Raw genomic sequence first — 25500 nt, 5'->3', positions numbered from 1 at the left:
AGAAAGCAAATGCCTACTCAATCCGTTGTTCTCATCACAGGCGCACTGACCGGCATAGGTCGAGCGACTGCGATCGCCTTCGCTAATGAAGGTGCCAAAGTTGTCGTTTCCGGACGACGTGAAGTAGAAGGTCAGAAACTGGCGGCCGAACTCCGTGCACTCGGCGGCGAAGCGGAGTTTCTGATGTCCGACGTGCGTCATGAAGATGAGGTTCGCAGTCTGATCGATGCAACAGTCGAACGCTTCGGCCGGCTGGACATTGCGGTTAACGCCGCCGGCACAGAGGGGCAGTCCATCGCCGTAACGGAGGTGACGCCCGAGAACTATGCGGCAACATTTGATACCAATGTGCTCGGCACATTCCTCAGCGTGAAACACGAGATGAGGGTGATGTTGGCGCAGGGTAACGGCAGCATCGTCAACATTTCGTCAACGATGGGTGAACGTGGTGGGGCGAATTTATCCCTCTATACCGCCAGTAAGCATGCCGTGGAAGGTCTGACCAAGTCGGCCGCCCTTGAGGGTGCGGCCTCCGGTGTGCGGGTCAATGCAATTGCCCCTGGACCGGTTCAGACAGCAATGCTCGACCGGCTAACCGGTACGGCCGAGCGCAAAGCCGCTTTCCTGATGAGTGTTCCACTCAAGCGTGCCGGAGCCCCGGAAGAGATTGCCGACGCCATTGTGTTTGTCGCATCCGGTAAGGCGACCTTCATTACAGGCCAAATCATTCGAGTCAACGGCGGCAAGACCGCTTCATGAACCGTGCCCGTCATCAGGTTGGCGGTGGCTCGAAACTTTGAGTCCTGCTGCCAGCACAAAGGAGTATCTGCCATGCCCGTTGTCTACCCGCACTGTCCACCGCCGCTCGCTGTTCTGGCTTCTCGGCCGACCGAGCTGAGCCCGCGCGCTAGTTTCTGGGTGTCGGCGGGGGTAGTCGCACACACTTTGTGGACCAGCGCAGCACCAGCCATGAGCTACCGATTGTATGCGGAGCACTGGCAACTGTCCCACACGGTGACGACGGGCATATTCGCCATCTATCCGCTCTTCGTGGTGGCAGTCCTGATTGTGTTTGGTGATCTCTCTGATTACATCGGCCGCAGAACGACGATGCTTTTCGGGCTGATCGCCTCGTTGCTCGGCGTGCTGCTATTTGCCATCGCTCCGGGCGTCTTGTGGTTGTTCGTTGGCAGAGCATTGATGGGCATTGGTGTTGGCCTTAGCGTGGGGCCGTCGACCGCCGCGATGGTTGAGTTCGGTACCGATGCTCAGGTCAGACGGGCTGCATCCGTCACTGCGGTCGCACAGGCCTTCGGTTTCACAGCGGCACTGCTCGTTGGAGGTGCGCTTACACAGTACGCTCCATGGCCGATGCATCTCTCGTTCTGGGTACTGTTTGCGCTCCTTGTGGTGCTGTTCGTTGCGGTGTGGCATCTGCCGCGCCATGTGGGTACGCAAGCTACCAGCAAGTGGCGGCCAAGGGCGCCGTCCGTTCCCTCTGTTTTGCGGCCTGCGTTCGCCATCGCGGCATTAGCGGTGACCACCGCCTACACACATGGCGTGCTGATCCTATCGCTCGGCGGACAGGTCGCCCGCGACCTCGTCGGGTCCCCTAATGCCTTGGTCAATGGCGCAGTACTGGCCTTATTTGCGGTCACCTCTGCGCTGTCCGGGGCAGTGGCGCGACGGTTGAGGCCAGGACTTTCCATGATTTTGGGTGCAATCGCCTCCGCTGTCGGGATGGCCTTGCTTGCGCTATCCGTCGTCTGGCACGCACTTTGGCTATACCTTGCGGCAAACGCGATGACCGGCATCGGATACGGTCTGCTCTTTTTGGGTGGACTTGCCTTACTCAATGGCGCGACGCCTGCACAACACCGCGGTGGTGTGTTCTCGGCGCTCTACCTATTCGCTTATCTCTCGCTTGGTGTTGTCGCCCTTGGGCTGGGCGTCGTGGCGACACACGCGGGGCTGGGTCTCGCAGTTGACCTTGGCGCGGGCGTTGTCGCCTTGCTAAGCCTCGCTGCAATCGCGCTTTTGGTGGCGCAGCGAAAGATGAGTTTTCTTAGCAAGACCGCTTCCCCCTAAACCTGTGTTGATTACCTCGACGTCGGGCAGTAGCTAAAGCCCGACACATTGCTTTACCTCTGAGTTCTCGCAAAGGAAATCAAGCCATGACCGCCAATACACTCAAACTCTATCAGTCCGCGGGCTCTCCCAATTCGCGGCGCGTGCGCATTTTTCTCGCCGAGAAGGGCTTGTCGATTCCGCTCGTCCCGGTCGATCTGGGCCAGGGTGAACAGCATTCCGAGGCCTACCGTGCGATCAACCCGCGCCGAGTCGTTCCGACCCTGGTGCTGGAAGACGGCACCGCCATCGGTGAGGTGCCTGCCATCATCCGATACCTTGAAGAGACCTATCCGCAAACGCCATTGCTCGGCGAGACCGCAAAGGAAAGGGCCTTAGTCACGATGTGGGAGCGGCGCGCCGAGCTGGAAGGTTTCGCGGCCGTCATGGACGCCATCCGCAATGTCGCACCAGGCCTCAAGGGACGCGCGATTGCGGGGCCCTATGACTACGAGCAGATTCCGGAACTGGCCGAGCGCAGCAAGCTGCGGGTGAAGAACTTCTTCGCCGACCTTGATACCCGCTTGGCTGAGGTTCCGTTCGTGGCGGGTGATCGCTACTCCGTCGCCGACATCACGGCTCTGGTAGCCGTGGATTTTGCGGCCAAAGCGATCAACTTCCCCATACCGGAGGAACACGCCGCCCTGAAGCGCTGGTACGACCAGGTTTCAAAGCGCGCGAGCACGTCGGCCTAACAACAAACGTGAATTTGCGCATCGGTTTTTCAAGTGTCTTTTTGGGCGGTGCAGCGCTCCGCCTGAAGTAGCAGGCAATGTGAGGAGGATCGATATGACCATCAAGACCACCCCGGAGCAGAACAAGGCACTCGTGCTGGAAGCTTTTGACACACTGTTCAACAAGCGAGATTACGGGGCGGCCACGCGTTTTTGGTCGGACACCTACATCCAACACAGCGCGCATATCGAACCCGGACGCGAAGGCTTGTTTGCCTTGATCCGCAGTGCGCCCGATACCCTGCGCTACGAGCATCAGCTTATTGTCGCAGAAGGAGACTACGTCATCGTCCACGGGCGCTTCTCAGGCAACGGTCGACCCGTTGCATGGATCGCTGCCGATGTGCTCAGGATCGAAGACGGTCGGCTCGCCGAACACTGGGACGTCTTGCAGGACGAAGCAAGTAATGCTGAATCCAGAAGCGGGCGGCCGATGTTCGGCGATACCTTTCCCACTTGAATTATAAGGACTGATCATCATGAAAATCCCCGGCCCCGATCATCCCATCACCATTACCCCATTCCAGGGGCGCGTCACCGTTCGCTTCAATGATGTCGTCGTCGCGCAGACCGACAAAGCAGTGAAGCTGGAAGAGGCCAAATATCCAGCGGTTTTTTACATCCCGAGATCCGACATTCGGGTTGAGTATTACGCGCGAACCGAACATACAACCCATTGCCCCTACAAGGGGGACGCCAATTATTTCGACCTGAGCGCCGACGGAAAGGTCGAAGAAAACGCGGTCTGGACCTACGAAGATACGTACCCGGCAGTGGCGGAAATCAAGGGACACGTCGCCTTTTACGCTGACAAGGTGACCTTCGAAATCGAAGGCGCGCAGGGCTGAGCCAGCGTTTACGAACCAGGCGCTTGCGAGCAGTCACGCATCATCGCTATTCGGGGCGGGACGAGGTGCACAAGCACTTCGCCCTGGCTCGGCCATGGAAAGAATGTATGAAGCCCTGTCCCCACTGGAAATACCCGGGGACCAGCAGACCCGCGCAACGACGATTCACCGGAGACAAAACCTGATGACCAGCACCTCAAGCGAGCTACGCGACCTCCCCGCCGGTAACGCGCTCCTCAAGCGTTACCAAACTATTCGCAACCGGACAGAGAGTCTGATTGCACCGCTCAGCCCCGAGGACATGGTCGTCCAGTCAATGCCTGATGCCAGCCCCACCAAGTGGCACATGGCGCACTGCACCTGGTTTTTCGAGACATTTGTGCTGGCCGAAAATGTCGTTGACTACCAGCCGTTCGATCCGGCATTCGGTTACTTGTTCAACTCCTATTACGAGGCGATCGGCCCCCGTCATCCCCGGCCACAACGCGGGTTGATGACACGTCCGACCGTGGACGAGGTGCTGGACTACCGCAAGCATGTCGACGAACACATGCATACTTTGCTGGAGTCGGCGTTGCCCGAAGGCACCGCCGAATTGATCGAACTGGGTCTGGCCCATGAGGAGCAGCATCAAGAACTGTTACTGATGGACATCCTGCATTTGTTCAGCACTTCCTCTCTCAAGCCAGCCTATGACCTGCGCTGGTGCAAAGACCTCTCCGGGCGTCGCGGCCAGTTCAAACCGCTCAAGGGGGGGCTGACCGAAACGGGTCACAAGGGCAGGGGGTTCGCCTTCGACAATGAAGGCCCAAGACACACCACTTATCTGCAATCCTTCGAAATCAGCGACCGCCTAGTGACCAACGGTGAATGGTTGGACTTTGTGGCGGACGGAGGCTATCGCAGAGCCAGCTTATGGCTATCAGACGGTTGGGCGGTCGTGCAGCAAAACGGCTGGAACGCCCCGTTGTATTGGCAGCACGACGACCAGGGCTGGCGGCAGATGACCTTGCGCGGTCTGGAAGCCATCGACCCGACAGCTCCGGTAATCAGCATCAGCTATTACGAAGCCGCTGCGTTTGCCCAATGGGCCGATGCACGCCTGCCGACCGAAGCCGAGTGGGAAGCCGCCGCTGAAGCCGGTCTGCTGGAGCAAGTCGATAACGTGGCATGGCAGTGGACACAAAGTGCATACAACGCCTACCCGGGTTTCCGCCCGGCGAACAGTGCGGTGGGCGAATACAACGGCAAGTTCATGATCAACGCGATGGTGTTGCGTGGCGGTGCCAGCATCACGTCACCAGGCCATGCCCGCTCGACCTATCGCAACTTTTTCGCCCCGGACAAGCGCTGGATGTTCTCCGGTTTGCGGTTGGCCCGAGATGCGCGCCAGCCGGGTGCGGTGAACAACTACCACAGTGAATTTGGTCGTGATGTCGTCGGCGGTTTATCGGGAACGATGAAAAATCTGCCACCTAAATACTTCTACGATGCAGCGGGCTCCGAGCTGTTCGAGGCCATCTGCGAGACGGCTGAGTACTACCCGACGCGCGCCGAAACCGGTCTACTGGCCCAGGTTTCGCAACAGATTGCTGATGAGATTCCAGAGGGCGCGGCTCTGGTGGAGTTCGGCAGCGGCGCCAGCGAGAAAACCCGTCTGCTGCTTGACGCCGCACCACAAATTGCGCTGTACGTGCCCATCGACATCAGCGCCAATGCGCTGAACAAAGCCGCCGCGCGGCTGACAATGCAGTACAAACAATTGAGGGTCGTGCCACTGGTCGAGGATTTCAGCCGTGCGCTGCAATTGCCGGCCGAAGCGGCTGGGTACAGCTGCGTAGGGTTCTTCCCCGGTTCGACCATCGGCAATTTCACCCATGATCAAGCCGAGGAGTTCCTACGTTCGGCTCACGCGTTATTGGGTGATGAAGCTCACTTCATCGTTGGCGTGGATCTGGTCAAGGACGCCGACATCCTGGTCGCTGCCTACGACGACGCTGAAGGGGTGACCGCGCGGTTCAACAAGAACCTGCTGAAACGCATCAACCGTGAACTGGATGGTGACTTCAACATCGATGCCTTCGACCATCTGGCATCGTGGAACGACACCGATGAGCGCATTGAGATGCATCTGGTGAGCCGCGGCGAACAAGTGGTCAAGGTCGCTGGGCATACCTTCCTCTTCAGCGACGGCGAACGTCTGCATACCGAGAACTCGCACAAATTCACCGTCGAATCCTTCACCAAATTGGCGGCGCGTGCTGGCTGGTCGGTAAGCAGTTACTGGGTGAGCGAAACGCCGCAGGTTGCCTTGTTCAATTTGAAGGCGTGATTGTCGTGTGGTCAACACGATGGTGAAGACGGTGGGAGGTGGGGCGGCGGCTGCAATATGCAATCGATGTTCCGCGGCTTCGGCCAGGCTGCCGGTGTTGGCCCTATTTGAACAGCTTGGCGCATTGGTGCCGGGCAATGGAGATTGTTGTCATGACTACTGCACGAGAACTCTTCGAAGCCCTTCGCCTTGGTGCGATCGACCTTACTCATCGAGTTGTCCATTCCTCTACGACGCGATTACGCGCCGAGACGGATGAAAGCCCCAGTGCAATGATGATTGAGTACTATCGCCAGCGTGCTTCAAAAGGCGGCTTGCAGATTACCGAAAGCGCCCACCCCTCCCGTGACAGCCGTGGCTACCCTGGCGCCCCGGGCATTTACACCCAGGCACACGTTGATGCCTGGCGTAAAATCACTGATGCGGTTCACGCCAAAGGCAGCCAGATTGTCATGCAAATCGCCCACGTCGGTCGTCAGTCCCATGTAGACCTGAGCGAAGGCAAAGCGCCCATTGCACCCTCGGTGGTGCCATTTGAAACCCAGGTGCTGACCCAAGACGGCTGGGTGCCAAACTCTCCTCATCGGGCGCTTGATCTTTGGGAGATTCCGGCGTTGGTGGAGTCCTTCCGTATGGCCGCCATGCGGGCAAAGGAAGCAGGGTTTGATGGTGTGGAGTTGCACAGCGGCAATGGCTATCTCGTTGACACCTTCCTTCAGGATGGAACCAACAAACGCACCGATGCTTATGGAGGGAGTCTGGAAAATCGCGCCCGGTTTTCTCTCGAAATACTGGAAGCGATGATCTCGGTGTGGGGCCCTGGCCGGGTTGGTATCCGCATCTCGCCAAGCGGGCAGTGGGGAAATATCTCGGACAGTAACCCTGAAGCGACTTTTGGCTATTTCGCCGCGCGGCTCAATGAGTATGAACTGGCTTACCTGCACATCATCGAGCCGCGCATCAAGGGCGCGGAGGTGTCCCAGCGACCGGTGGCAGCCGCCGCGCTGCGTAGTATCTTCCGCGGACCGATCATCGAAAATGACTATCTCGCTTTTCCATTCGCAACCTGATGGTTGACATGCTGGGGCCAGAACTGTCACCGGCCACCTTCGTGGTACTGCATGACCGGCCTCTGGATACCAGGGGCTACGTCACCAACGCACGGCGCTACGCTTGACCGACCAGAAAATCCTCTTTCGTTTTTCCTGAAAGGCAACCCGGTGCTTAAGGGGTAACTATGTCTCGCATCATCGGTTTCACCCAATATGGCGGCCCGGAATTCCTCACCTATTCGGACATCGACGTGCCGACACCGGCCAGCGGTGAAGTACGTATCCAGGTTAAGGCCATTGGTCTTAATCGAGCTGAATCCATGTGGTGCAACGGTGCCTATGTTGAGCCTGCTCATCGAGTTTTTTCGCGATAAGCTCGAAAGAGCGTAACGCACCAACCCAATAATCAGGTTGAGCATAGAGTGCGCCATACGGTGCGCTACTCAATGTGAGGATTTGATCTTGGCCAATACAGCAAGTGATTCGCTCCACACACCACTGGTGGTCATAGCGTTTTGGAAGCAGGCAGGGCCACAGAGATGGTTCAAGAAAGGCGAAGCGTTCGATAACCAGTTTCGGGAAGCATTCTCCACATTGCATTTCGGGCTGCCAGACGTGAGCTGGAGCATTGGATGGCAACCCCTGAAGGGGCGTTGGCATTTCTGATTTTGCTCGCCCAGTACTCTCGGAATGCGTTTCGAGGTACAGCCCATGTGTTTGCGACTGACCCGCTCGCCTGTTTCAATGCTCGTCAGATGGCACATACCGAGATGGACAAACAGATCGAAAGTTCATTGCGAATGTTTTGCTATCTGCCCTTCGAGCACTCGGAGAATGCCGACGATCAGCGTCTGTCTTTGCGCCTCAATCGGGAACTCGAACAGAAAGGGTTTCGCGGGGTAGTTATTCGGCTGGCGATCAGGTGAATGACCGCTTCTGGCCGTTATCTGCCCGATGCAAAAGCCGGTTATCCCTGCAACGCAGCCGGCCCGATGCGCTCGGCTATCGGTCCAGCAGAGGTGCCAGCAGTGCACACATGCCGCGCCAGTGCGAACCCTCCCAGTAAACCCGTTGGCAGGCGTCGCAGCGCAGGAAGCGCGAATAGAGGGCGCCAATGCGTGGCGGTACCTGCGACCGGGCCAGTTCCGGGCTGATCTCGTGCAGCGGCAGGTTGCAATGCAGGCACAGGCTGAATGGCCGCGCGCTACGCGCCAGGTCGAGGCGCTCGTACAATTCGCGCAGCTGCAGTGACGGTTTCAGGGCATGCACGTAACAGCCGTGGCTGATGATCCGCCGCTTGAGCAGTTCGCGGTCGCGGGTTAGCACGATGCGTCCTTGCTGCGCAGCGATCTCGGCGATCTCGCCATCCTCGAAGCGATTGTCATAGAGGGTGTCGAAGCCGCTCATGCGCAGCAGGCTGGCCAGCCCGCCAAGGTGCGCATCAGCGACGAAGCGCAGCACCCGTAAAGGTTGCGCACGAACCTTGAGCAGCGGGCTGATGTCCAGCGCTTCGAACTTGGGATACACCGCCAGCCGGTCACCGTCGAAGATCACCCGCTCGAAGCCCACCGACTCGCCGTTGAGCAGCACCAGCTCGACCTCGGTGTGCGGTATCCCGAGCGCCTCGATCATGTGCTTGACCGTCGCCCCTCGCGCGCACTCGCAGGTGAAGGACTGCCGCCGCCGTTCGGCCGGCAGGAAATCGTTGAGCTCCTCGTAGAAGCGGAAGGTTGCACGGGTCATGCTGAACAGTATGGCAGGGCTGCAGGATGAGCGAGTCTAGTCCGGAGATCTTCTCCGGCAGGTCCCATCCACCACCGTTCGTCCGCCAGGTTCGGTAACCCTTCTTGACAGAAAAAAGCATCAGGAGAATACTCGCCCCAATATTCATATATATGACTAGATAACAAGGTGAATAAAGTCGATGAATTCCCTGTCCAGTGATGTCCGCCTACCGCTTTATCAACGCCTGCGTGATCAGTTGGCTGAGCAGATTGCTAACAATCGCTGGCGTCCGGGGGAGGCCATTCCCACTGAAGCTGCGCTTTCAGCGGAGTACAATCTGTCCACTGGCACCGTGCGCAAAGCGGTCGACGCGCTGGTCAGTGAGGGCGTTCTGGAGCGTCAGCAAGGTCGAGGCACCTTCGTTCGTCGGCCGCAGTTTCAATCTTCGCTGTTCCGTTTTTTCCGCTTTCAAACCGCTGCCGGCGAGCGCCAGGTACCGGAGAGTCGCATCCTGTCTATTGAGCCGGTGGCCGCACCTTCGGCGGTGGCCCATGCGTTAGGGCTGCCAATCGACTCTCCGGTTATTCGCATTGTCCGCGTTCGTCTTCTGGATGTTCAGCCGGTACTTGCCGAAGAAATCTGGCTGCCTCGCAGCCGGTTTCAGCCGCTACTAGAGATCGACCTGAATCGAAAAGGGCCATTGCTTTACCCGATTTACGAAGAAGTCTGCGGTCAGGTCGTCGCCTCTGCCGAAGAAACACTCACCGCCGAATCGGTAAATGACGTGCATGCGCGGTTATTGAAAATACCGACCAACAGTCCCGTGGTGGTGATCGAGCGTCTGGCGCGTGACTACGCCGGTACGCCTCTGGAGTGGCGGCGCTCCCGTGGGCATGCCGAGCATTTCCGTTACAGCGTGGACATTCGCTAGCGCATTGCCTGAATAGCGGATCGCTCACCGGCGAATCGATCGCTGCCGGATTCATCGTTTTGTTTGCCATGACTGGCCTCGTAGCGGCGCGGTTCGCTCTCGGCTGCCTCACGTTCCACTTATAAGGATAAGAAATCATGTTCAGCTGGTATCGCCAAGTCACTCCTCGGGAGCGCAAAACGTTTTGGGCCTGCTTCGGTGGATGGTCGCTGGACGCACTGGAAGTACAAATGTTCGGCCTGGCAATTCCGGCGTTAATTGCCGCCTTCGCCCTGACCAAGGGCGATGCCGGGCTGATTAGCGGCGTCACGCTAGTCACTTCGGCCATCGGCGGTTGGGTAGGGGGGACGTTGTCCGACCGCTACGGCCGGGTGCGTACGTTGCAGTGGATGATTTTGTGGTTCTCCTTCTTCACCTTTCTGTCCGCCTTCGTCACCGGCTTCCAGCAGTTGCTGATCGTCAAGGCGCTGCAAGGCTTCGGCATTGGCGGTGAGTGGGCTGCCGGCGCGGTACTGATGGCCGAAACCATCAACCCGAAATACCGCGGCAAAGTGATGGGCACCGTACAAAGTGCCTGGGCCGTAGGTTGGGGCGTGGCGGTCGGGGTGTTCGCGCTGATTTATTCCTTCGTACCGCAAGACATGGCCTGGCGTGTGATGTTCATCGTTGGCTTGTTGCCGTCGCTCCTGATCATTTGGGTACGGCGCAATGTCGAGGAGCCCGACAGCTTCCAGCGTCTGCAAAAAGAACACGCTATCGCGCAAAGTTTTTTCAAATCCCTGGCCGGTATTTTCCGTCCTGAACTGATCCGCGTGACACTGTTCGGCGGGCTGTTGGGCCTGGGCGCACACGGCGGGTACCACGCGGTGATGACGTGGCTGCCGACATTCCTCAAGACCGAACGCAACCTGTCGGTGCTGAACTCTGGCGGCTACCTTGCCGTGATCATCTTTGCCTTCTGGTGTGGCTGCGTCGTCAGCGGTTTCTTGATCGACCGTATTGGCCGCCGCAAAAATATTGTGCTGTTCGCCTTGTGCTGCGTCGTCACCGTGCAGTGCTACGTGTTCCTGCCCCTGACCAATACCCAAATGCTATTCCTCGGTTTTCCGCTCGGCTTCTTCGCGGCGGGCATTCCGGCCAGCCTCGGCGCACTGTTCAACGAGCTGTACCCGGCGGACGTGCGCGGCGCTGGCGTGGGGTTTTGCTACAACTTCGGCCGAGTGCTCTCGGCGGTATTCCCGTTTCTGGTCGGCCATATGAGTGATTCCATGTCACTGGGCTCGGCCATTGGCATCGACGCCGGGATCGCCTACGGCGTGGCGGTCGTTGCGGCCCTTTGTCTGCCGGAAACCCGTGGTCGCAGTCTCGAAGCTGCGATCCCATCCGTCTCGGTGAAAGGCAGCGAGAGCGCCCGAGCGTGATGATCATTACTTGCGATAGATAAAACCCATGTCTGATACCTGTTCAACATCGATCACTGGCATCGATTCCCATGCTCATGTCTTTAGCCGGGGGCTGAAGCTGGCCGTTACACGGCGCTACGCCCCTGACTACGATGCCACGCTTGCGGAGTATCTGAATCACCTGGGTGCCCATGGTTTGAGTCACGGCGTATTGGTGCAGCCGAGCTTTCTGGGGATCGACAATAGCTACCTGTTGGCGGCGCTGAGGCAAGTGCCGGAGCGGTTGCGAGGAGTGGTCGTGCTGGAGCCAGGTGTTAGTCGTGCCATGTTGAATGACATGGCTCACACAGGCGTGGTCGGCGTTCGTTTGAACCTGATGGGCAAGGCGTTACCTGATTTTCGCAATCGCGCCTGGAGAGAATTTTTCAGCCACATCGCTGATCTTGACTGGCATGTCGAATTGCATCGGGAGGTAAAGGATCTGCCGGCACTGATCCATCAATTGACGCCGTTCGGTTTGAAGCTGGTTATTGACCACTTCGGACGGCCGGATGCCAGTTCGGGAGTTGATCAGCCAGGGTTTTCCGAGTTACTGGAATTGGGATCGAGAGGGTCGATCTGGATGAAGGTATCGGGAATTTATCGTTTGGGAGGTACGCCGCAACAAAACATCAATTTCGCCCGATCGGCATTACCGCTGTTGGAGCAAAGTTTCGGCCTCCACAAACTTGTATGGGGCAGCGACTGGCCACACACGCAGCATGAGAAAAGCATCGGTTTCGGCACAGTAATCGATCAGCGACAAGCCCTGGAGTGTTCGATGCAACTCAGCCATTCGTTGCTCGTGCAAGCACCTCGACGGTTATTCGGTTTTGCAAAACGTGAAGGCTGAAGCTCACCCGCGTATTTGCAGATGACCATTCATCCTACCCACGTGTAACGAAAGCTTGCAGAAAGTCTGAAATACCACGTTGCAGTCAAACCTCTCGTGCCGCATCGAGAGGTTCTGCACAAGAGCAGCCTATTACAATTACAAGAGAGCGGTTTCCATGAACAAACCATCCAATACTGAAATTGAAAAATCGACGATGCGCAAGTTGGGGGTTCGCCTGATACCCTTTCTCGTACTCTGTTATTTCATCGCCTACATTGACCGAGTCAATATCGGCTTCGCTGCACTGACCATGAACCAGGACATCGGCCTGACGGCCAGTGCCTTCGGATTCGGTGCCACACTCTTTTTCGTTGCTTATGTACTTTGCGAAATGCCCAGTAACATGGCCATGGAGCGTTTCGGTGCCCGCCGGTGGATCGCGCGCATCATGATCACCTGGGGCATCGTCGGTTTCTGTTCGGCATTTGCGGTCGGGCCGATATCCTATTCGATTTCCCGATTCCTCTTGGGTGCAGCCGAAGCCGGCTTCTTTCCCGGAGTCATTCTTTACCTCACGCAATGCATCCCCAAAGCGTACATGGCTCGAATAGTTGCGCTATTCATGGTGGCGATACCACTCTCCAACTTTCTCGGCTCACCTGTGTCGGCGCTGCTGTTGCAATTAGACGGTCTGGCAGGATTCAAGGGATGGCAGTGGTTGCTGATGCTTGAAGCCATTCCCGCCATCACGCTGGGATTGCTCGCGCTGAAAGTGTTGCCAAATCGGCCAAGCGAAGCGAAATGGTTGACTCAGCAGGAACAGGATTGGCTAGGCGAGCAACTGACTAACGATAAGGCTGCGCGCGAAAGTGGTATTCCTCAGCACGCTCATAGCATAAGCGGCACCCTCAAGGCCGTGTTTACCAACAAATATGTATGGGTGCTTTCGATTATCTACATGGGCAGTTCGGCAACCAGCAACACGCTGTCGTTGTGGATGCCGCAGATCCTGAAATCCTTCCATCTGACCAACATGCAAACGGGTCTGCTGAACATGATTCCGTTCGGCATGGCCGCAGCTTTCATGATTTTCTGGGGACTGCGTGCGGACAAGAGCGGGGAGCGGATCAAGAGCACTGCTATTCCGCTAGCCATTACTGCGGTGAGCTTCGCTGCCACGCTGTTCACGGACTCCCTGAGCATTACGCTGGTACTGCTGACGCTCGTATTGATGGGTAACTATGCGATCAAGGGGCCATTCTGGGCGCTTTGCTCCGAATCCCTGCCGCCGGCGACTTTGGCCACAGGGATTGCAGCAATCAATACCTTTGCCCATTTGGGTACGGGCGCCATGAGTTCGGTAATCGGTGTACTGCGTGATCAGACCGGGAGCTTTCCAATTGCACTGATGCCGCTCTGCGTATTGACCGCTATCGGTTCGCTATTGGTGTTTCTGATTGGCAAACAGAACGGTCGTGCAAAGCAAATCGCTACGGTCGGCAACTGACCCATTCCTTCTGAGGAGGCTCTAAATTGGCGAGCCTCCTCGTTGCGCATGATCCAGTTTTCGGCATTCAGCGTTGAATGCCGAAGTCGCTGACCTTGCATGAGAGCGAGCGCCAAAAGGCATTGAACAATTGAGTCGAGGGTCTGTTTTTGGCCAATCATGTTGAAATTGACTATGCCATGGAGCTTCGATGCTGGATGTACTGCTTGAATTTGTTATCCGCGTCATTTGCTACCCAGCAGGCTGGGCGTTCATCAAGGTCGTAATAGTGGCAGGTGACCGGATACAAGTGTAGGGCGCGCGGATACACCAGAGAACGAGTCCATCACCGAGTTGGGAGCCGCAATGTATGGTGGTACTCGTGTTGATGCTGTTCAGGCAGTTCACATTAGGCTGAGCAAGCCAGCTTTTTGGCCGTTAGTCGCACTACATGACCGGCAGCTTTCGACCCAGGCTGTGTGAAAACGTTTTAGAGCAGGTTTGACAGTCAGAATCGGAGCGAAAATCTCGTTCCTACGCAAATTTCATGTCTGTTGATTCACCAAACGCTGGCAGATTTTACGCAGCAACTCAGACTTCAAAATGATGTATGCGTTTTTACACAGCCTGGACCCATAGCTGCCCATCGCATGAGGCAGAAAGCGGTCCAGGCTGTGTGAAAACACGCTGGACGCCTTTAAAATCGGGTTTTGCTTGTTGACCACTACAACTATCGCTTAAGGGTGGAGCTTCACGAATGGGCTGGGCTTTGTTCGCGTAATGTAAGATGCCATGTAAGGCACGAAACAGGCTTGAAATAGACCGTCCAGTCTGTCGCACAGCCGAACCCTTCTGAATCAGACTGAGTCCACGCCATGCAACTCCGCGCTTTACGTTATTTTCATGAGGTCGCCCATTGTGCATCGCTTCGCAAGGCAGCGGAGAGGCTCTATACAAGCCCCACAGCAGTTGCCCGCCAGATAGAGCATCTGGAACATTTTTTTGGTGCAACGCTGATCGAGAGAGGTTCGCGAGGAATCAAACTCACGAATGAAGGGCAACTCCTTGCTGATCAAGTCGCCATCACGCTGCGAGGTATGGATCAAGTCCGGGAGCTCATCGCCAATCGGCAAAGCCAGATAGCAGGAAACATCAGCATTTATGTGTCAGAGAGCTTAGCGTCGACTATTTTGGCACCGGCGCTCGCGACACTTTACAGAGCGCACCCCAAAGTTACTTTTGATATTGTGATCGCTAGTGCATCAACTACGGTCGAAGCCTTGGTCAGCGGTCAGGCAGACTTGGGCCTGACGCTTTATCTGCCCGATCGAGCCGATGTCGAAAGTACCGCTCACTGCGGTTTGTACCACAGGGTTTTGGTCAGCGCTGATCACCCATTTGCCCGTCGAGACAGCATTGAACTTGTCGAGTTGCAAGGGCAGCCCTTCGCGATCCCAGACGCGAGCTTCGGTATTAGGCAAGCACTAGAATTGGCAGCAAAGAGGCGAGGGGTCAGTTTTTCTCCCATATTTGTCACTAACTCACTCGAAGCATTGAAGGGGCTTGCCCGCTCTGGTGCCGCCGCACTGTTCTTGCCTCAGGTTGATGTGGACGCACGAGATCTGGGAGACGGCCTGTTTGCCGTTCCCATCTCAGACAACGATCTTGAACCTATCCGTGCCGATTTGTGTGTTTACCGCAATCGTCCCCGGTCCAGCGCAACCCTGAAATGTCAGGAAGTGCTGGCGACGGCGATGCAGCACTATGGGCTTGGCGACCAGGCTATCAAAAGATATTGATAGGGAAATTACCGACCAAACGAACCTCGTCGTAGCTCCCATCGATCTGCCCACCGCTGGCCCGGTGGTTGTAAACGATAGTCCGTAGCGTTGTGTTCTTCAGGCGCCCAGACTGCACGGTGTAAGTCACCATCAATCCATTTTCATCGTGTTTGGCGCCCTCTAGAGCTCGCACGTTGTACCCCGTGTTATGTCCGTTTCGATCCCCGTCATAATGGGTGCCATCGATATCCCAGCCCTTTGCATGCCACGCTGCCGCAGTTAGTCCGGGGACTCCCACGCTCGCCAGGTCAAAATCGTAACGCAACTGCCAGGATTTTTCGTTGGGCCCGTTATAGTCCGAGTACAGCGAGTTAGCCAAATAGTTACCCGTTGATTCCCAGACGTAGTCAAAGTACTCGTCGCCGATGATCTGCTGCCAGGCGAGAGTCAGGCTGTGGGCCAGGTGGCTGCCAGTGAGCGCGACGCTATAGGCGTTGTTGTCGATGTAGCCCAAGCGCTGCTCGCCTTGGTCCTTCGTGTGGTAGTAATTGAACGATATCTTGGTCGCAAGGCTAGCGTTGTCGCCGGCACGGTGGATGGCACCGACGTAGTACTGATCCCACATGTTCTCAAAGCGCGATGCATAAAGAGTCGCCTCCAAGCCATATCCTGGCTTAAGCGTACCCCCCACATAGCTGATGCGATCGCCGCTATATATACGGTTGCCAAAAGTGGTGGTGAGTCGCTCAGCGCCTGTCCCCGTACGGGGGATGGCGCGGTCAAAGCTACCCGCTTGCAGCGACAACCCATCAGTCTCATTGCTGTACAACCCAACACCCTGGAAGCTGGAAGGTAAGGCGCGGTTGTCTTTGTAACGGAGTATCGGGTTTTCCGTCATCAGTCGGCCAATCTTGAGCTCGGTGTTCGACACTCGAAACCGCACATCTCCAACACCAAGACGGCTCCATGTGGGTATGGCGTCGCCGCTACCGTCGACGAGTACACGGTCACCACCGTTGGCGACTTGTCCGTGGCCACGTGCGAGGTTCACGGCGCTGAAGACGCTGGCATCCAAACCAAATCCGACCGTTCCCTGCGTGTAACCTGAGCTGTATTTGAGCATGCTTGCTTGTACCCAGGTTTCGCGTGTACGCGTGAGCACCCTACCTTCCGGTTTTTGAATGGTTAAGTAGGTGGAGCGTTGAGTGTGCTGGTTTGAGTAATAATGCCGAAGATTGAGGTCAAGGCTACTCCCCTCTAAAAAGCCCTGAGCTTGCTCTTGCTGAGTAGGATTGCCAGCACCCTGTGCCAAACCCGACAGGGCGCAGGCCACGGTAGTGCCGAAGAAAAATCGTGCGAGCATTGTGAGCCCCCTAATCGAAACTAATAGACGACTGTCCCGGTCAAGCAAGGCTTGACCGGTTATTGTTTTTGGAAAATGTTCGACAGTAGAAACGATGCGGCCGAAGTCCGCTTAGTGACCGTGGGCTTCAGCGAGTCCTGGGTTCCTGCCAGTCTGCTCAACTGGCGTGGGGCGAGTTTCGTGAGCGAAGTAGGCCGACGAAATGCACACGAGGTTAGCGATCAGCAGATACCAGGCCGGCGACATCGGGTCACCCGTGGTGCCGATCAGCCAGGTGATAATGATCTGCGCTGTACCGCCAAATGCGGCCACGCCGAACGCGTAGACGATGGAAAACCCGGTGGAACGTACTGCCTTCGGAAAGCTTTCTACAAGCAACACGATCACGGCTGCCGCGCTTATGGCATGCAACCCGGATATCACTGCCAAGGTAGTCAGGAACGTTGCCGGGCTTGGATGTGCGGTCATCAGTTGCAAGGCTGGGAAGAGGATCAATAGAAGAGCGATGCGTGGGATTATTAGAATGGGTCGACGCCCGAAACGGTCGCAAAGAACACCACCAATCACTGCACACACCGCAATCGTGGCGCCCGCAACCAGTGTCGAAAGCATCGAAATGCTGGTCGACAAATGCAACTCAGTGATAGCGAAAGTCGTCATGTAGTTAATGAAGTACTGGGTGATGGTAGTACCCGAGAGGATCAGTAGTCCCAATACCAGGGCGCGGCGATGCTGCCCTACCACTTGTTTCACCAATGTGCCGGTACTGGCTGCCTCACCTTGACCGTGAAATGTTTCGGACAGGTTGCGACGGATGTAGATACCGATCGGCAATACGAGCAGGCCGAACACGAAAGGCACCCGCCAGCCCCAGCTATTAAGGTCTTCGGGTGAAAGCACCTCAGAAAGGGTCCAGCCGGTCAGGCCGGCTGCCATCGCTGACATCCCTTGCGCGACTAACTGCCAGCAAGCGTAGGTGCCCCGTTTATGTGGCGGTGCTGCTTCCAGAATGTAAGTGGTCGCAGGTCCGGCTTCACCACCCCATGCCAACCCTTGGATCATTCGAGTAATCACCAAAAGGATAGGTGCCGCAATGCCGATCGTTTCATAGCCAGGAAGGATCGCGATGGTACCGGTACCCACAGCCATCATAACCAGCGTCAGCATCATGGCCGGCTTGCGACCGGCGCGGTCGGCATAGGCTCCGATCAGAACGGCACCTAGCGGGCGGACAATGAAACCGACGCCGAATACGGCCACCGTTAACATCAGGCTCAGAAAAGCGTTTTCTGAGGGAAAGAAGGCGTGACCAATCATCACGGCGAATGTGGCGTAGACACCAAAGTCGAAGTACTCAACCACGTTGCCGAGTATGACTGCGAAAACACTTTTACTGTTGCCTGTACCTTGAGACGGTTGTTCGGTATTCATGGGTGCCCTCTCGAAAGCTCGAAAGTAGTTTTTATTGTCCCGCAGCTGTGAGGTCGCAGCTGCGGATGGCTGAATGGGCAATGTCAGAATGTTTCGGGTGTAGGCCAGCTCTGGATCGGGCCACGCCAGCTCTCGTATGTCTTGGCCACTTGCAGCAACCATTGGTCGTCGAATCGTGGAGCAATCATTTGCAAACCGATCGGCATGCCGTCTTTAGCGAAGCCGCAGTTGATCGACAGCGCCGGTTGCTCGCCCATGTTCCATGGAACGGTGAAGACGAGGTGGTCAAGCGCCTGTTGGGGATTGCAATTAGGCGAGGGCCAATCGGCGGGGTAGGCGTTCACTTGGTTGGTTGGCGACAGAACCAGGTCGACGCTTTCAAAAACTTGAGCTGTGCGTCGGCGCATTTCGAATGTCTGATTGAAGCCTCGAATGACCTGAGTCCCGCTCATGTCCGCGCCAGGTGCGGCCCACTCGCGGATGAACGGCAAAACTTTTTCGAGCTTATTTGCACTCAAAGTTGAGAGTTCGCTCCACAGCCGTGCTTGCCAGAAATGGTTCAGGCCATCGAGGAGCTGGTGATCCATGATCGGTTTGATCGGAACGATGGTGGCACCGTGGGTCTCGAACAACCGTGCTGCCTGTTCTACAGCAGCACACACAAATCCTTCGGGTTGCGCTCCAGCACCTGGATCGAGTATCAGACCAATCCTGAGGCCTTTGACGCTCACTGAAGTGCTTTGCCAAGCACCGGTTGCAGCCGGAAGGCTGGTAGCGTCACGGGGGTCTGGGCGAGAGATGTATTCCATCATCAGCACGCAGTCGTCAACAGTCCGAGCCATCGGACCTGCGCATCGACCCGTGTAATAAGGATCGACAGGGACGCGCCCCAGCGTTGGCTTGAATCCAACCAGGCCGCAGCGAGCTGAGGGCAGGCGAATGGAGCCACCGATGTCCGTACCAATGTGCAGCGGTCCATATCCAGCTGCTGCTGCAGCCCCAGCGCCTGAGCTGGAACCTCCAGTGTTATTGTTGGTGTTCCAAGGGTTCCGTGTAATGCCATGGAAACTGGAAACACCTGAACCGAGCATGCTGTATTCGGGAACCGTGGTTTTAGCCCAGATAATGGCCCCTGCCTCTCGCATACGTGCTGACGCAGGGGCGTCTTCTTCTGCTGGCTTGAGCGTGCTAGCAGCCGTCCCATAAGGGATTGGCGTCCCTTTTGTGGCGATCAATTCTTTGATCGTCACAGGAACACCGTCCAGTGGACCGTCTGGTTGTCCTTTGTTCCAACGCTCAGTCGAGGCACGTGCTTGCACCAGTACTGCTTCTGGGTCAAAGGCGTAGAGCGCACGCAGCTGAGGCTCGCAGCGTTGTACGTGTGTGATCAGGTTTTCGTAGTAATCAAGTGGAGACAGCTGTCGGCTGCTGTAAAGCCTCAGCAGCTCTTTTGCTGTGACGTTGTTGAGATCGGTCATTAAGCACATCCGTATGGGGTTTGGGACGGCTCGACTATATAAAGATAATTCGACGCTCACTATCACCAATGGCAGAGGTCGGCGTCATGGTTTTGTGTGCACTGAATGCGTGTAAATAGGGTGACTAATGGTTCAGCGCATGGACAATAAGTATCCTTTACTGCTGTCGTCATTGGGCCGGGAACTCGTAGTGCAAGAGCCAACAGCTGCGGGTATTAGAATGATGCGTCGTCAACAAAGGCCATTGTTCAAGCGAGGATAAGGCGAAAAACAAATCGCCCCCGAGTTTTTGGACGTATTTGACCGTCCTCTTTTGGCCGATTTTGTTGAAAAAGTCGGCTTCAGTTTCCGCGACAGAAAAGTACGCGTCTGAGATTGAAATCCGAGTTTTGCGCAGAAGGTTCAGGACTCAGATTTTACGTAGCAGCGCGCTGAAAACGCGTTTTCACCGCTTAATACATGGGTAGCCAGGCCGGGTGGACTTTTTCAACACAATCGGCCGATTTCTGTCTGTCACCAAGGGCCGCAGTCGACCCATTGCGGCCGTTGACGGCACCGAACTAATGATCGCCTTATTCCAGCCAGTCAGAATGAAGCTGCGGAAAACGCTCTTGCAGCCATTCAATAAAAACTTGCACCTGCGGCGCTAGGTGCATCCGGCTTGGGTACAGCACCGACACAGGACGAGGGGTTGGCCGATAGGGTCTTAGAATCTCCACCAAAGCGCGACTGTCCAAATGCTCGGCCACGGTGATGCCTGGCGCCTGGATTATTCCGAAACCCGACACGCCACACTGAACGTACGCATTCGACTCGGTGACTGTGATACCGGCGTTACTCACAAACGCTTGATCCTGACCCTTTACCGAGAAGTGCCAAGGCAATGTCCTGTTGCTCTGGCCGGACAAGAAGTTGACACCTCGATGGGCGACTAGATCGTCGAGTTTCTTGGGTTCGCCGTGCTCGTGCAGATACTCGGGAGCTGCACATGTCACCATGGTTGCCATCGCAATGGGGCGAGCGATCAATGTCGAGTCCGGTAAATCGCCTATACGCAACGCACAGTCAATGCCTTCACCTATCAGGTCAACTGCTCGGTCTGTCACGCCCAGCACCATGTTGATGCCCGGGAAGGTGGTGGTGAACTCTTTAAGGCTTTTGTTGGACAAATTCAGCCGGGGCAAACTGTGTTAGTTCAAGGCACTGGCGGTGTATCCATATTTGCCGTGCAGATCGCTACTGCGCTTGGCGCGAGGGTAATTGCAACGTCGAGTAGCGAGCAGAATCTGCAAACCGTGAAGGGGCTGGGGGCCGTGGCGGGCATCAACTACAGAACTACTCCGAACTGGGCGCACGAAGTGTTGAAGCTGACCGAAGGCAAAGGCGTGGATCTGCTGCTCGATGTGGCCGGCGGCAGCGGCATCAATCAATCGGTCGCAGCGACTAAGGCATCCGGGCGTATTGCGCAAATCGGCTTTTTGACCGGGCAGACCGTTGAACTCAATCTGATGCCACTCATTTTCCGCCAGACGACCATTCGCGGTATCGCCGTGGCGCCGCGCTCATCGTTCGACCGGATGAATGCGTTCCTCAACGAACACAAGATTCGTCCTGTAATCGATCAGGTGTATCCATTCGAGAAAGCACGAGAAGCTTACGAGCATCTTGCGAAGGGGGCATTTGGGAAGGTTGTAATACAAATCGCTTGATACCGCTAAGGCGCCAATATGGCCAATGCCAGTCAGTTAAGGGTAGGTGTAGGAGCGAGCTTGCTCGCGATGGACCTGAGGGCGACGCGTTTATCCAGCAAACACGCGTCATCGTTAACGTCCATCGCGAGCAATCGAGCGTCGACCGGCTGCTCCTACAAAGGCTGCGTTCGCTTAACTGACTGGCATTGGCCAATATGGTGCCTTTTTTCACCGTATTTCAATTTAGATCTAATTGCCTGGTCTGGGCCGAGCGCGGCTCTGGCTCGAACGTCCGTATTGGCCGTTTTCTGCCCCAGTGTGAAGTGCAACAACTGATCACGCTTAGATGATGGGATGGTAAAAAATGATACGGGTTACGGTGGCCGTTGCAGCGGGAACTTCAGGGTACTGGCCAGGTCAATAGGGGCCCTGTATCGGAGATGCCGAGCAGCGCTGTGGCCTGTTTTACGGCAGTGCCTTCCGAGATCAGCCGAGTCCGCCCCCTGATGCCAACCAAGAGTTTTCTGCCGGGTCTCATCCTGGCGTTCTGCGCCGTCGCGTCGCTTTGTTCGGTTGCTGCCGAGCGAAGAGCGCCCTCGCAAAGTAACAGCGCATCAACCACCCTAATCGAAACCGCCTCGCGGCAGTATGAAAATGGCCAGTTGGACCAAGCCGCTGCCACGCTGGAGCGTGCCCTGCATATCCAGCCGAACAATCCCGCGACGCTGCATTACCTCGGTGTGTTGCGTCTTCAGCAGGGGCAGTACCAGCAGGCAGAAACGTTGGCGGCGCGCTCGAACATGGGGGTTGGTCGCAACGTCGCGTTACGCAACCGCAACATCCAATTGATCCAGGCGGCGCAGCAGGCCCAGGCTTCGAGTACCCCACCCAACGCCAAAGAGGACCTGGTCGCAGTACAGAAGGGGCTGGAAGAGGAGATCCAAAAGCGCCGCGACGCAGAAATGGCCGTTGCTGAACAATCCACTCCGGACACTGGGCGCCACGCTGGCAACTTCGCTCGCGCAAAGGCAGGTTGGGTATCGGATTCACCGACGGCTGGCCGGCCTCGGCCCGAAGGAGAATTGCAAGTGGCTTCCGTCGAGCCAGAGCCCGCGTACGATGAGGTTGAGATTCCCCGCGGCCATTTGCCGCCTCCGGGTAAATGCCGAATCTGGTTTCCTGATCGCCCGCCGGGTCATCAGCCCGCACCCGGCAGCTGCAAGAAGCTGCGATATCGGGTTCCGTTAGGAGCCTACTTGGTGCACGGTTGAGTTTCTGATGTCCACTTCCGGCCGTTTTTTTGCCAATCGCCTCTTCGACATGCATTGGTCAAGTCGGATGCAATCGATGGTCAGCACTAATGCACTTGGCTAGTCAGCGCGAATGCAAACAGGTGGTCAGATGGGATGTAATAACGCAGTTAGCTGACCCGCTGCTGGCGATGATGGAGTGGCTGGCCAGGTTTGGTCGCGTCTGGAGGCGGAAGCGGGGGAACCTTGATTCAGTGTAGCGGTCAACAAACTCCGGACACGGCAATAGGTCGTTCTTCTGCCATTATCCGTTCGCAGACGGTAGAACCCCGCTCATGCCATCATCAGCATGATTAAAGTTGAAACCCTGGCGCGGATTTTTAGAATGGTCGGGATCAACGTACAGAGCTTCGTGTTCGGGGCTGACCGAGCCCGCATCGGTGGTGTGATCAAGGATATTGAAAACATGCTCGCCGCAGCATAACCAGAAACCGCTCCAACTAAAGCCCTGTGATACGGGGCTTTACCGTAAGTATCCCCCCTCAATCCAATTCAAAGATTTTAAGCATGAACCTACGCAAAATTGCAGTGGGGCTGTCGGCCCTTGTTTTGTTCTCGACGGGTGCGGCTGAAGCTCGCAACCTGCTGGACTTCATCAAACCGTCCAGCCAGCATGAGGAGCAAGGGTACCGCTCTGGCTCAATCAGCCAGAACGTGGCGATTGACCTCTATTCAAGCAAACAGAAACAGGCATCGTTTGATGGGTGTGCAGACCTGTTCCCGGCAGCCAGGCCGATCGACTTGGCTAGCGTGCCTGCAACGATGAAGCCCTTGGCGCTGTGTTCCGACGACTTTGCGGTGCTGTACTCGCAAACCAGCAAGACTCCGCTGGTTGTGGTGGAGCGCCTCAATTCAGCCCAGCTAAAGGATGCCAAGGGTGAGGAACGCACCAATCAGTTCTATCCGGACCCACGCATTCCCAAGAGCGGGCGGGCAGAGTTGAGCGACTACCGTGGCCAACATCCGGCAGTGGATCGTGGCCATCAGTCCCCGGCGGCAGATGCACCGAATCCGCATGCAATGGCCCAGACCTTTGCGCTTTCGAACATGGTGCCGCAAGACCCAACCAATAACCGGAAGATCTGGAGCAAGGTCGAATCTGATGTCAGAAAGTTCGCGATGCGAGCCGATGGCAATGTCTATGTCTTTACCGGCCCGCTCTTTGACGCTGGCCATACCACTGTTGGCGACAACAAGGTCTGGGTACCTACCCGCCTGTTCAAGCTGGTCTACGACGTTTCGTCCAAGCGGGCCTGGGCCTATGTGCTACCGAACGCGGAAACCCGCATTGAGAAGCCGATGGACTATGAGACGTTCGTGAAGACCACGGGACTCAAGCTGCTGGAAAATCTACCGGTCTCCGGTTCAGTGGTTCGCTCTTGATCTTCGAGCGTCCACGTCCCTGGCGGGAGTGTTGAATCCCCATGCCCACATAAAACCCGGCACCGTCCGGGTTTAATGAGATGATCAGCCTGACCGAGAAGCCCTGCAGGTTTACGCTTGCAGGGCTTTTCTCGTTTTCGGACGGAGGATCTCCCATGAACGCGGTGACGCTTCTCGGTATCGACATCGGCAAACACAGTTTCCACCGGCATGGCCAGGACGCTAAAGGCCACCAGGTATTGCGCAAGAAAACCAGCCGCGGCCAATTGCTCTGCACATTGGCTCAATTACCGGCTTGCACAGTGGTGATGGAGTATTGCGGCGGCGCCCGCAAGTTGGCGAGCCGCGATGAGTCTTTCTGATTCATCGTTTTTATCCCTGAATGAAGGTTCATCCACGGCGAGCACAGCCGAGAGTGGTCGCGTTCGCGATGCCACGTGTGATGAAATACTTTTCGACCCCGGCGAAACAGAGCGAACCGCTCCGGCCACCCATTATTCTGGATTCGCGAAATATGGACACGATCGACGCGCTGCGAATCTTTGTCAGTATCGATGAAGCCGGCAGTCTGAGTGGTGCAGCACGCCAATATTCGCTGGCAACCTCGACAGTCAGTGTTGCCTTGCAGCAGTTGGAGCAGAGCGCAGGGGTGCGGCTGATCACGAGGTCCACTCGGCGACTGAGCTTCACTCACGAGGGCCGACAATTCCTGTCTGAGGCAAGAAAGATATTGGCCGTGTGGGACTCCACACTTGAGGGCGTCAAAGAGGGGCCGTTGACAGGACTCATCCGCTTCACGACCACTCAGGATTTTGGCAGCGAAGTGGTTGCTCCCTTGATCGACAGGTTTTTGGAGTTGCATCCCGGCATTCGTTTCGACCTGCTATTGGCCGAAGGCGTGCTTGATCTGGTTCAGAACCATCTGGACTTTGCGCTACGTCACGGCCCATTGTCCGATTCTTCGCTCAGGGCTCGACTACTGGTTTCAGGACGTCGAGTGATTTCTGCGGCTCCGGCCTATTGGGCCGCTCATGGCAAACCGACTTGCCCTCAGGATTTGGCGCATCACAACTGCCTGGTGATCTCGTGGCCAGACCGCTCATTTTCAACCTGGTCATTTACCGAGGGCGGTAAACGGCTCAGGGTGAAGGTGTCGGGGAATCGGATGGCCAACAATGGCGGAGTGCTCCGACAGTGGGCCATCAAAGGCTACGGCATTGTCATTAGTCCGTTATGGACTATCCGCAAAGACCTGCAAGCCGGTGTGCTGTCGACTGCCCTGGAGGGGTTTCTTCCCGATGAGGCTAACCTGTATGCCGTTACCGCTGAAGGTGTGGCGAGTCGTCGGGTCACCGCGTTCCTCGACTTTCTCGCGCGGGAATTGGCAGGGTTTGCGTAGCCCGGCTCATTCCAGTCCGTGGATTCCATTTCCATTTGCTCGGTACTTTTTCTCACCATCAAAACTGGTTTTATTTCTCGCAAATCGCGAAAGGTGATATCGATTTTCACCGGCTTATCGTCCCTCCAAAAACACCTGAAACTGTACCTCTT

General features: G+C 56.5%; 21 protein-coding genes and 4 pseudogenes. 20 read left to right on the top strand and 5 right to left on the bottom strand.

Features of this window, described 5'->3' with window-relative positions:
• Window positions 1–9 precede the first annotated feature (9 nt).
• From AC07O1_RS20200 to AC07O1_RS20160, 9 genes and pseudogenes are all read left to right on the top strand, one after another.
• Window positions 10–759 carry an SDR family NAD(P)-dependent oxidoreductase gene (locus AC07O1_RS20200; protein WP_495089896.1) on the top strand — a complete coding sequence of 250 codons (750 nt, stop codon included), beginning with the start codon at window positions 10–12 and terminating at the stop codon, window positions 757–759.
• Between the two features lie 72 nt (window positions 760–831).
• Window positions 832–2088 (top strand): MFS transporter, encoded by a 1257-nt coding sequence (locus AC07O1_RS20195; protein WP_495089895.1) that lies wholly within the window; start codon window positions 832–834, stop codon window positions 2086–2088.
• A gap of 86 nt (window positions 2089–2174) precedes the next feature.
• On the top strand, window positions 2175–2822 hold the full coding sequence (locus AC07O1_RS20190; protein ID WP_495089894.1) for a glutathione S-transferase family protein: 648 nt from the start codon (window positions 2175–2177) through the stop codon (window positions 2820–2822).
• Window positions 2823–2916: 94 nt separating this feature from the next.
• Complete coding sequence (locus tag AC07O1_RS20185) at window positions 2917–3321, top strand: nuclear transport factor 2 family protein (RefSeq protein ID WP_495089893.1); 405 nt, start codon at window positions 2917–2919, stop codon at window positions 3319–3321.
• 19 nt (window positions 3322–3340) lie between these two features.
• Window positions 3341–3709 carry a DUF427 domain-containing protein gene (locus tag AC07O1_RS20180; protein ID WP_495089892.1) on the top strand — a complete coding sequence of 123 codons (369 nt, stop codon included), beginning with the start codon at window positions 3341–3343 and terminating at the stop codon, window positions 3707–3709.
• Window positions 3710–3893: 184 nt separating this feature from the next.
• Window positions 3894–6041, top strand: a complete 2148-nt coding sequence (egtB, locus tag AC07O1_RS20175; protein ID WP_495089891.1) for an ergothioneine biosynthesis protein EgtB — start codon at window positions 3894–3896, stop codon at window positions 6039–6041.
• A 152-nt stretch (window positions 6042–6193) separates the two neighbouring features.
• Entirely contained in the window at window positions 6194–7111 is a 918-nt protein-coding gene (locus AC07O1_RS20170; protein WP_495089890.1) for an alkene reductase, read from the top strand.
• Window positions 7112–7278: 167 nt separating this feature from the next.
• Window positions 7279–7467, top strand: a complete 189-nt coding sequence (locus AC07O1_RS20165) for a hypothetical protein (RefSeq protein WP_495013458.1) — start codon at window positions 7279–7281, stop codon at window positions 7465–7467.
• A gap of 88 nt (window positions 7468–7555) precedes the next feature.
• Window positions 7556–7974: pseudogene (locus AC07O1_RS20160) on the top strand (DUF924 family protein); the annotation flags it as partial.
• Between the two features lie 121 nt (window positions 7975–8095).
• On the opposite strand, the gene AC07O1_RS20155 reads toward AC07O1_RS20160, so the two are convergent.
• Window positions 8096–8836, bottom strand: a complete 741-nt coding sequence (locus AC07O1_RS20155) for a Mut7-C RNAse domain-containing protein (protein WP_495089889.1) — start codon at window positions 8834–8836, stop codon at window positions 8096–8098.
• 181 nt (window positions 8837–9017) lie between these two features.
• On the opposite strand from AC07O1_RS20155, the gene AC07O1_RS20150 reads away from it, so the two are divergent.
• The 5 genes from AC07O1_RS20150 to AC07O1_RS20130 all read left to right on the top strand — a co-directional run bounded on the left by AC07O1_RS20150 (window position 9018) and on the right by AC07O1_RS20130 (window position 15311).
• Window positions 9018–9749: a GntR family transcriptional regulator gene (locus AC07O1_RS20150; protein WP_495089888.1), complete on the top strand. Its 732-nt coding sequence runs from the start codon at window positions 9018–9020 to the stop codon at window positions 9747–9749.
• Window positions 9750–9886: 137 nt separating this feature from the next.
• A complete protein-coding gene (locus AC07O1_RS20145; protein ID WP_495089887.1) occupies window positions 9887–11170 on the top strand; it encodes an MFS transporter in 1284 nt (427 codons plus the stop codon).
• 28 nt (window positions 11171–11198) lie between these two features.
• A complete protein-coding gene (locus AC07O1_RS20140; RefSeq protein ID WP_495089886.1) occupies window positions 11199–12044 on the top strand; it encodes an amidohydrolase family protein in 846 nt (281 codons plus the stop codon).
• Window positions 12045–12201: 157 nt separating this feature from the next.
• Window positions 12202–13533 carry an MFS transporter gene (locus AC07O1_RS20135; protein WP_495089885.1) on the top strand — a complete coding sequence of 444 codons (1332 nt, stop codon included), beginning with the start codon at window positions 12202–12204 and terminating at the stop codon, window positions 13531–13533.
• Between the two features lie 854 nt (window positions 13534–14387).
• Entirely contained in the window at window positions 14388–15311 is a 924-nt protein-coding gene (locus AC07O1_RS20130; RefSeq protein WP_495089884.1) for a LysR family transcriptional regulator, read from the top strand.
• Here the strand turns inward: AC07O1_RS20130 and AC07O1_RS20125 are convergent.
• The 4 genes and pseudogenes from AC07O1_RS20125 to AC07O1_RS20110 all read right to left on the bottom strand — a co-directional run.
• Window positions 15298–16656: an OprD family outer membrane porin gene (locus tag AC07O1_RS20125; protein ID WP_495089883.1), complete on the bottom strand. Its 1359-nt coding sequence runs from the start codon at window positions 16654–16656 to the stop codon at window positions 15298–15300. The two genes, AC07O1_RS20130 and AC07O1_RS20125, sit on opposite strands and share 14 nt — an antisense overlap.
• Window positions 16657–16767: 111 nt before the next feature.
• Window positions 16768–18087 carry a citrate-proton symporter gene (locus tag AC07O1_RS20120; protein WP_495089882.1) on the bottom strand — a complete coding sequence of 440 codons (1320 nt, stop codon included), beginning with the start codon at window positions 18085–18087 and terminating at the stop codon, window positions 16768–16770.
• 83 nt (window positions 18088–18170) lie between these two features.
• Window positions 18171–19565, bottom strand: coding sequence for an amidase (locus AC07O1_RS20115; protein WP_495089881.1), 1395 nt, complete (start codon window positions 19563–19565; stop codon window positions 18171–18173).
• 572 nt (window positions 19566–20137) lie between these two features.
• A pseudogene (locus AC07O1_RS20110) lies at window positions 20138–20725 on the bottom strand (LysR substrate-binding domain-containing protein); the annotation flags it as partial.
• A 3-nt stretch (window positions 20726–20728) separates the two neighbouring features.
• Here AC07O1_RS20110 and AC07O1_RS20105 point away from each other — a divergent pair.
• The 6 genes and pseudogenes from AC07O1_RS20105 to AC07O1_RS20080 all read left to right on the top strand — a co-directional run.
• Window positions 20729–21274 (top strand): annotated as a pseudogene (locus AC07O1_RS20105) (zinc-dependent alcohol dehydrogenase family protein); the annotation flags it as partial.
• A gap of 488 nt (window positions 21275–21762) precedes the next feature.
• Window positions 21763–22527 carry a tetratricopeptide repeat protein gene (locus AC07O1_RS20100; RefSeq protein ID WP_495089880.1) on the top strand — a complete coding sequence of 255 codons (765 nt, stop codon included), beginning with the start codon at window positions 21763–21765 and terminating at the stop codon, window positions 22525–22527.
• A gap of 328 nt (window positions 22528–22855) precedes the next feature.
• Complete coding sequence (locus AC07O1_RS20095; protein ID WP_495089879.1) at window positions 22856–22990, top strand: hypothetical protein; 135 nt, start codon at window positions 22856–22858, stop codon at window positions 22988–22990.
• An 83-nt stretch (window positions 22991–23073) separates the two neighbouring features.
• Complete coding sequence (locus tag AC07O1_RS20090) at window positions 23074–23949, top strand: DNA/RNA non-specific endonuclease (protein WP_495089878.1); 876 nt, start codon at window positions 23074–23076, stop codon at window positions 23947–23949.
• A 155-nt stretch (window positions 23950–24104) separates the two neighbouring features.
• A pseudogene (locus AC07O1_RS20085) lies at window positions 24105–24290 on the top strand (IS110 family transposase); the annotation flags it as partial.
• A gap of 74 nt (window positions 24291–24364) precedes the next feature.
• Window positions 24365–25348, top strand: a complete 984-nt coding sequence (locus tag AC07O1_RS20080; RefSeq protein ID WP_495089877.1) for a LysR family transcriptional regulator — start codon at window positions 24365–24367, stop codon at window positions 25346–25348.
• The last annotated feature ends 152 nt before the right edge of the window (window positions 25349–25500 follow it).

It is taken from the genome of Pseudomonas sp. GW821-FHT07G10 (assembly GCF_059418545.1).
This window is presented reverse-complemented; position numbering and strand designations above follow the sequence as displayed.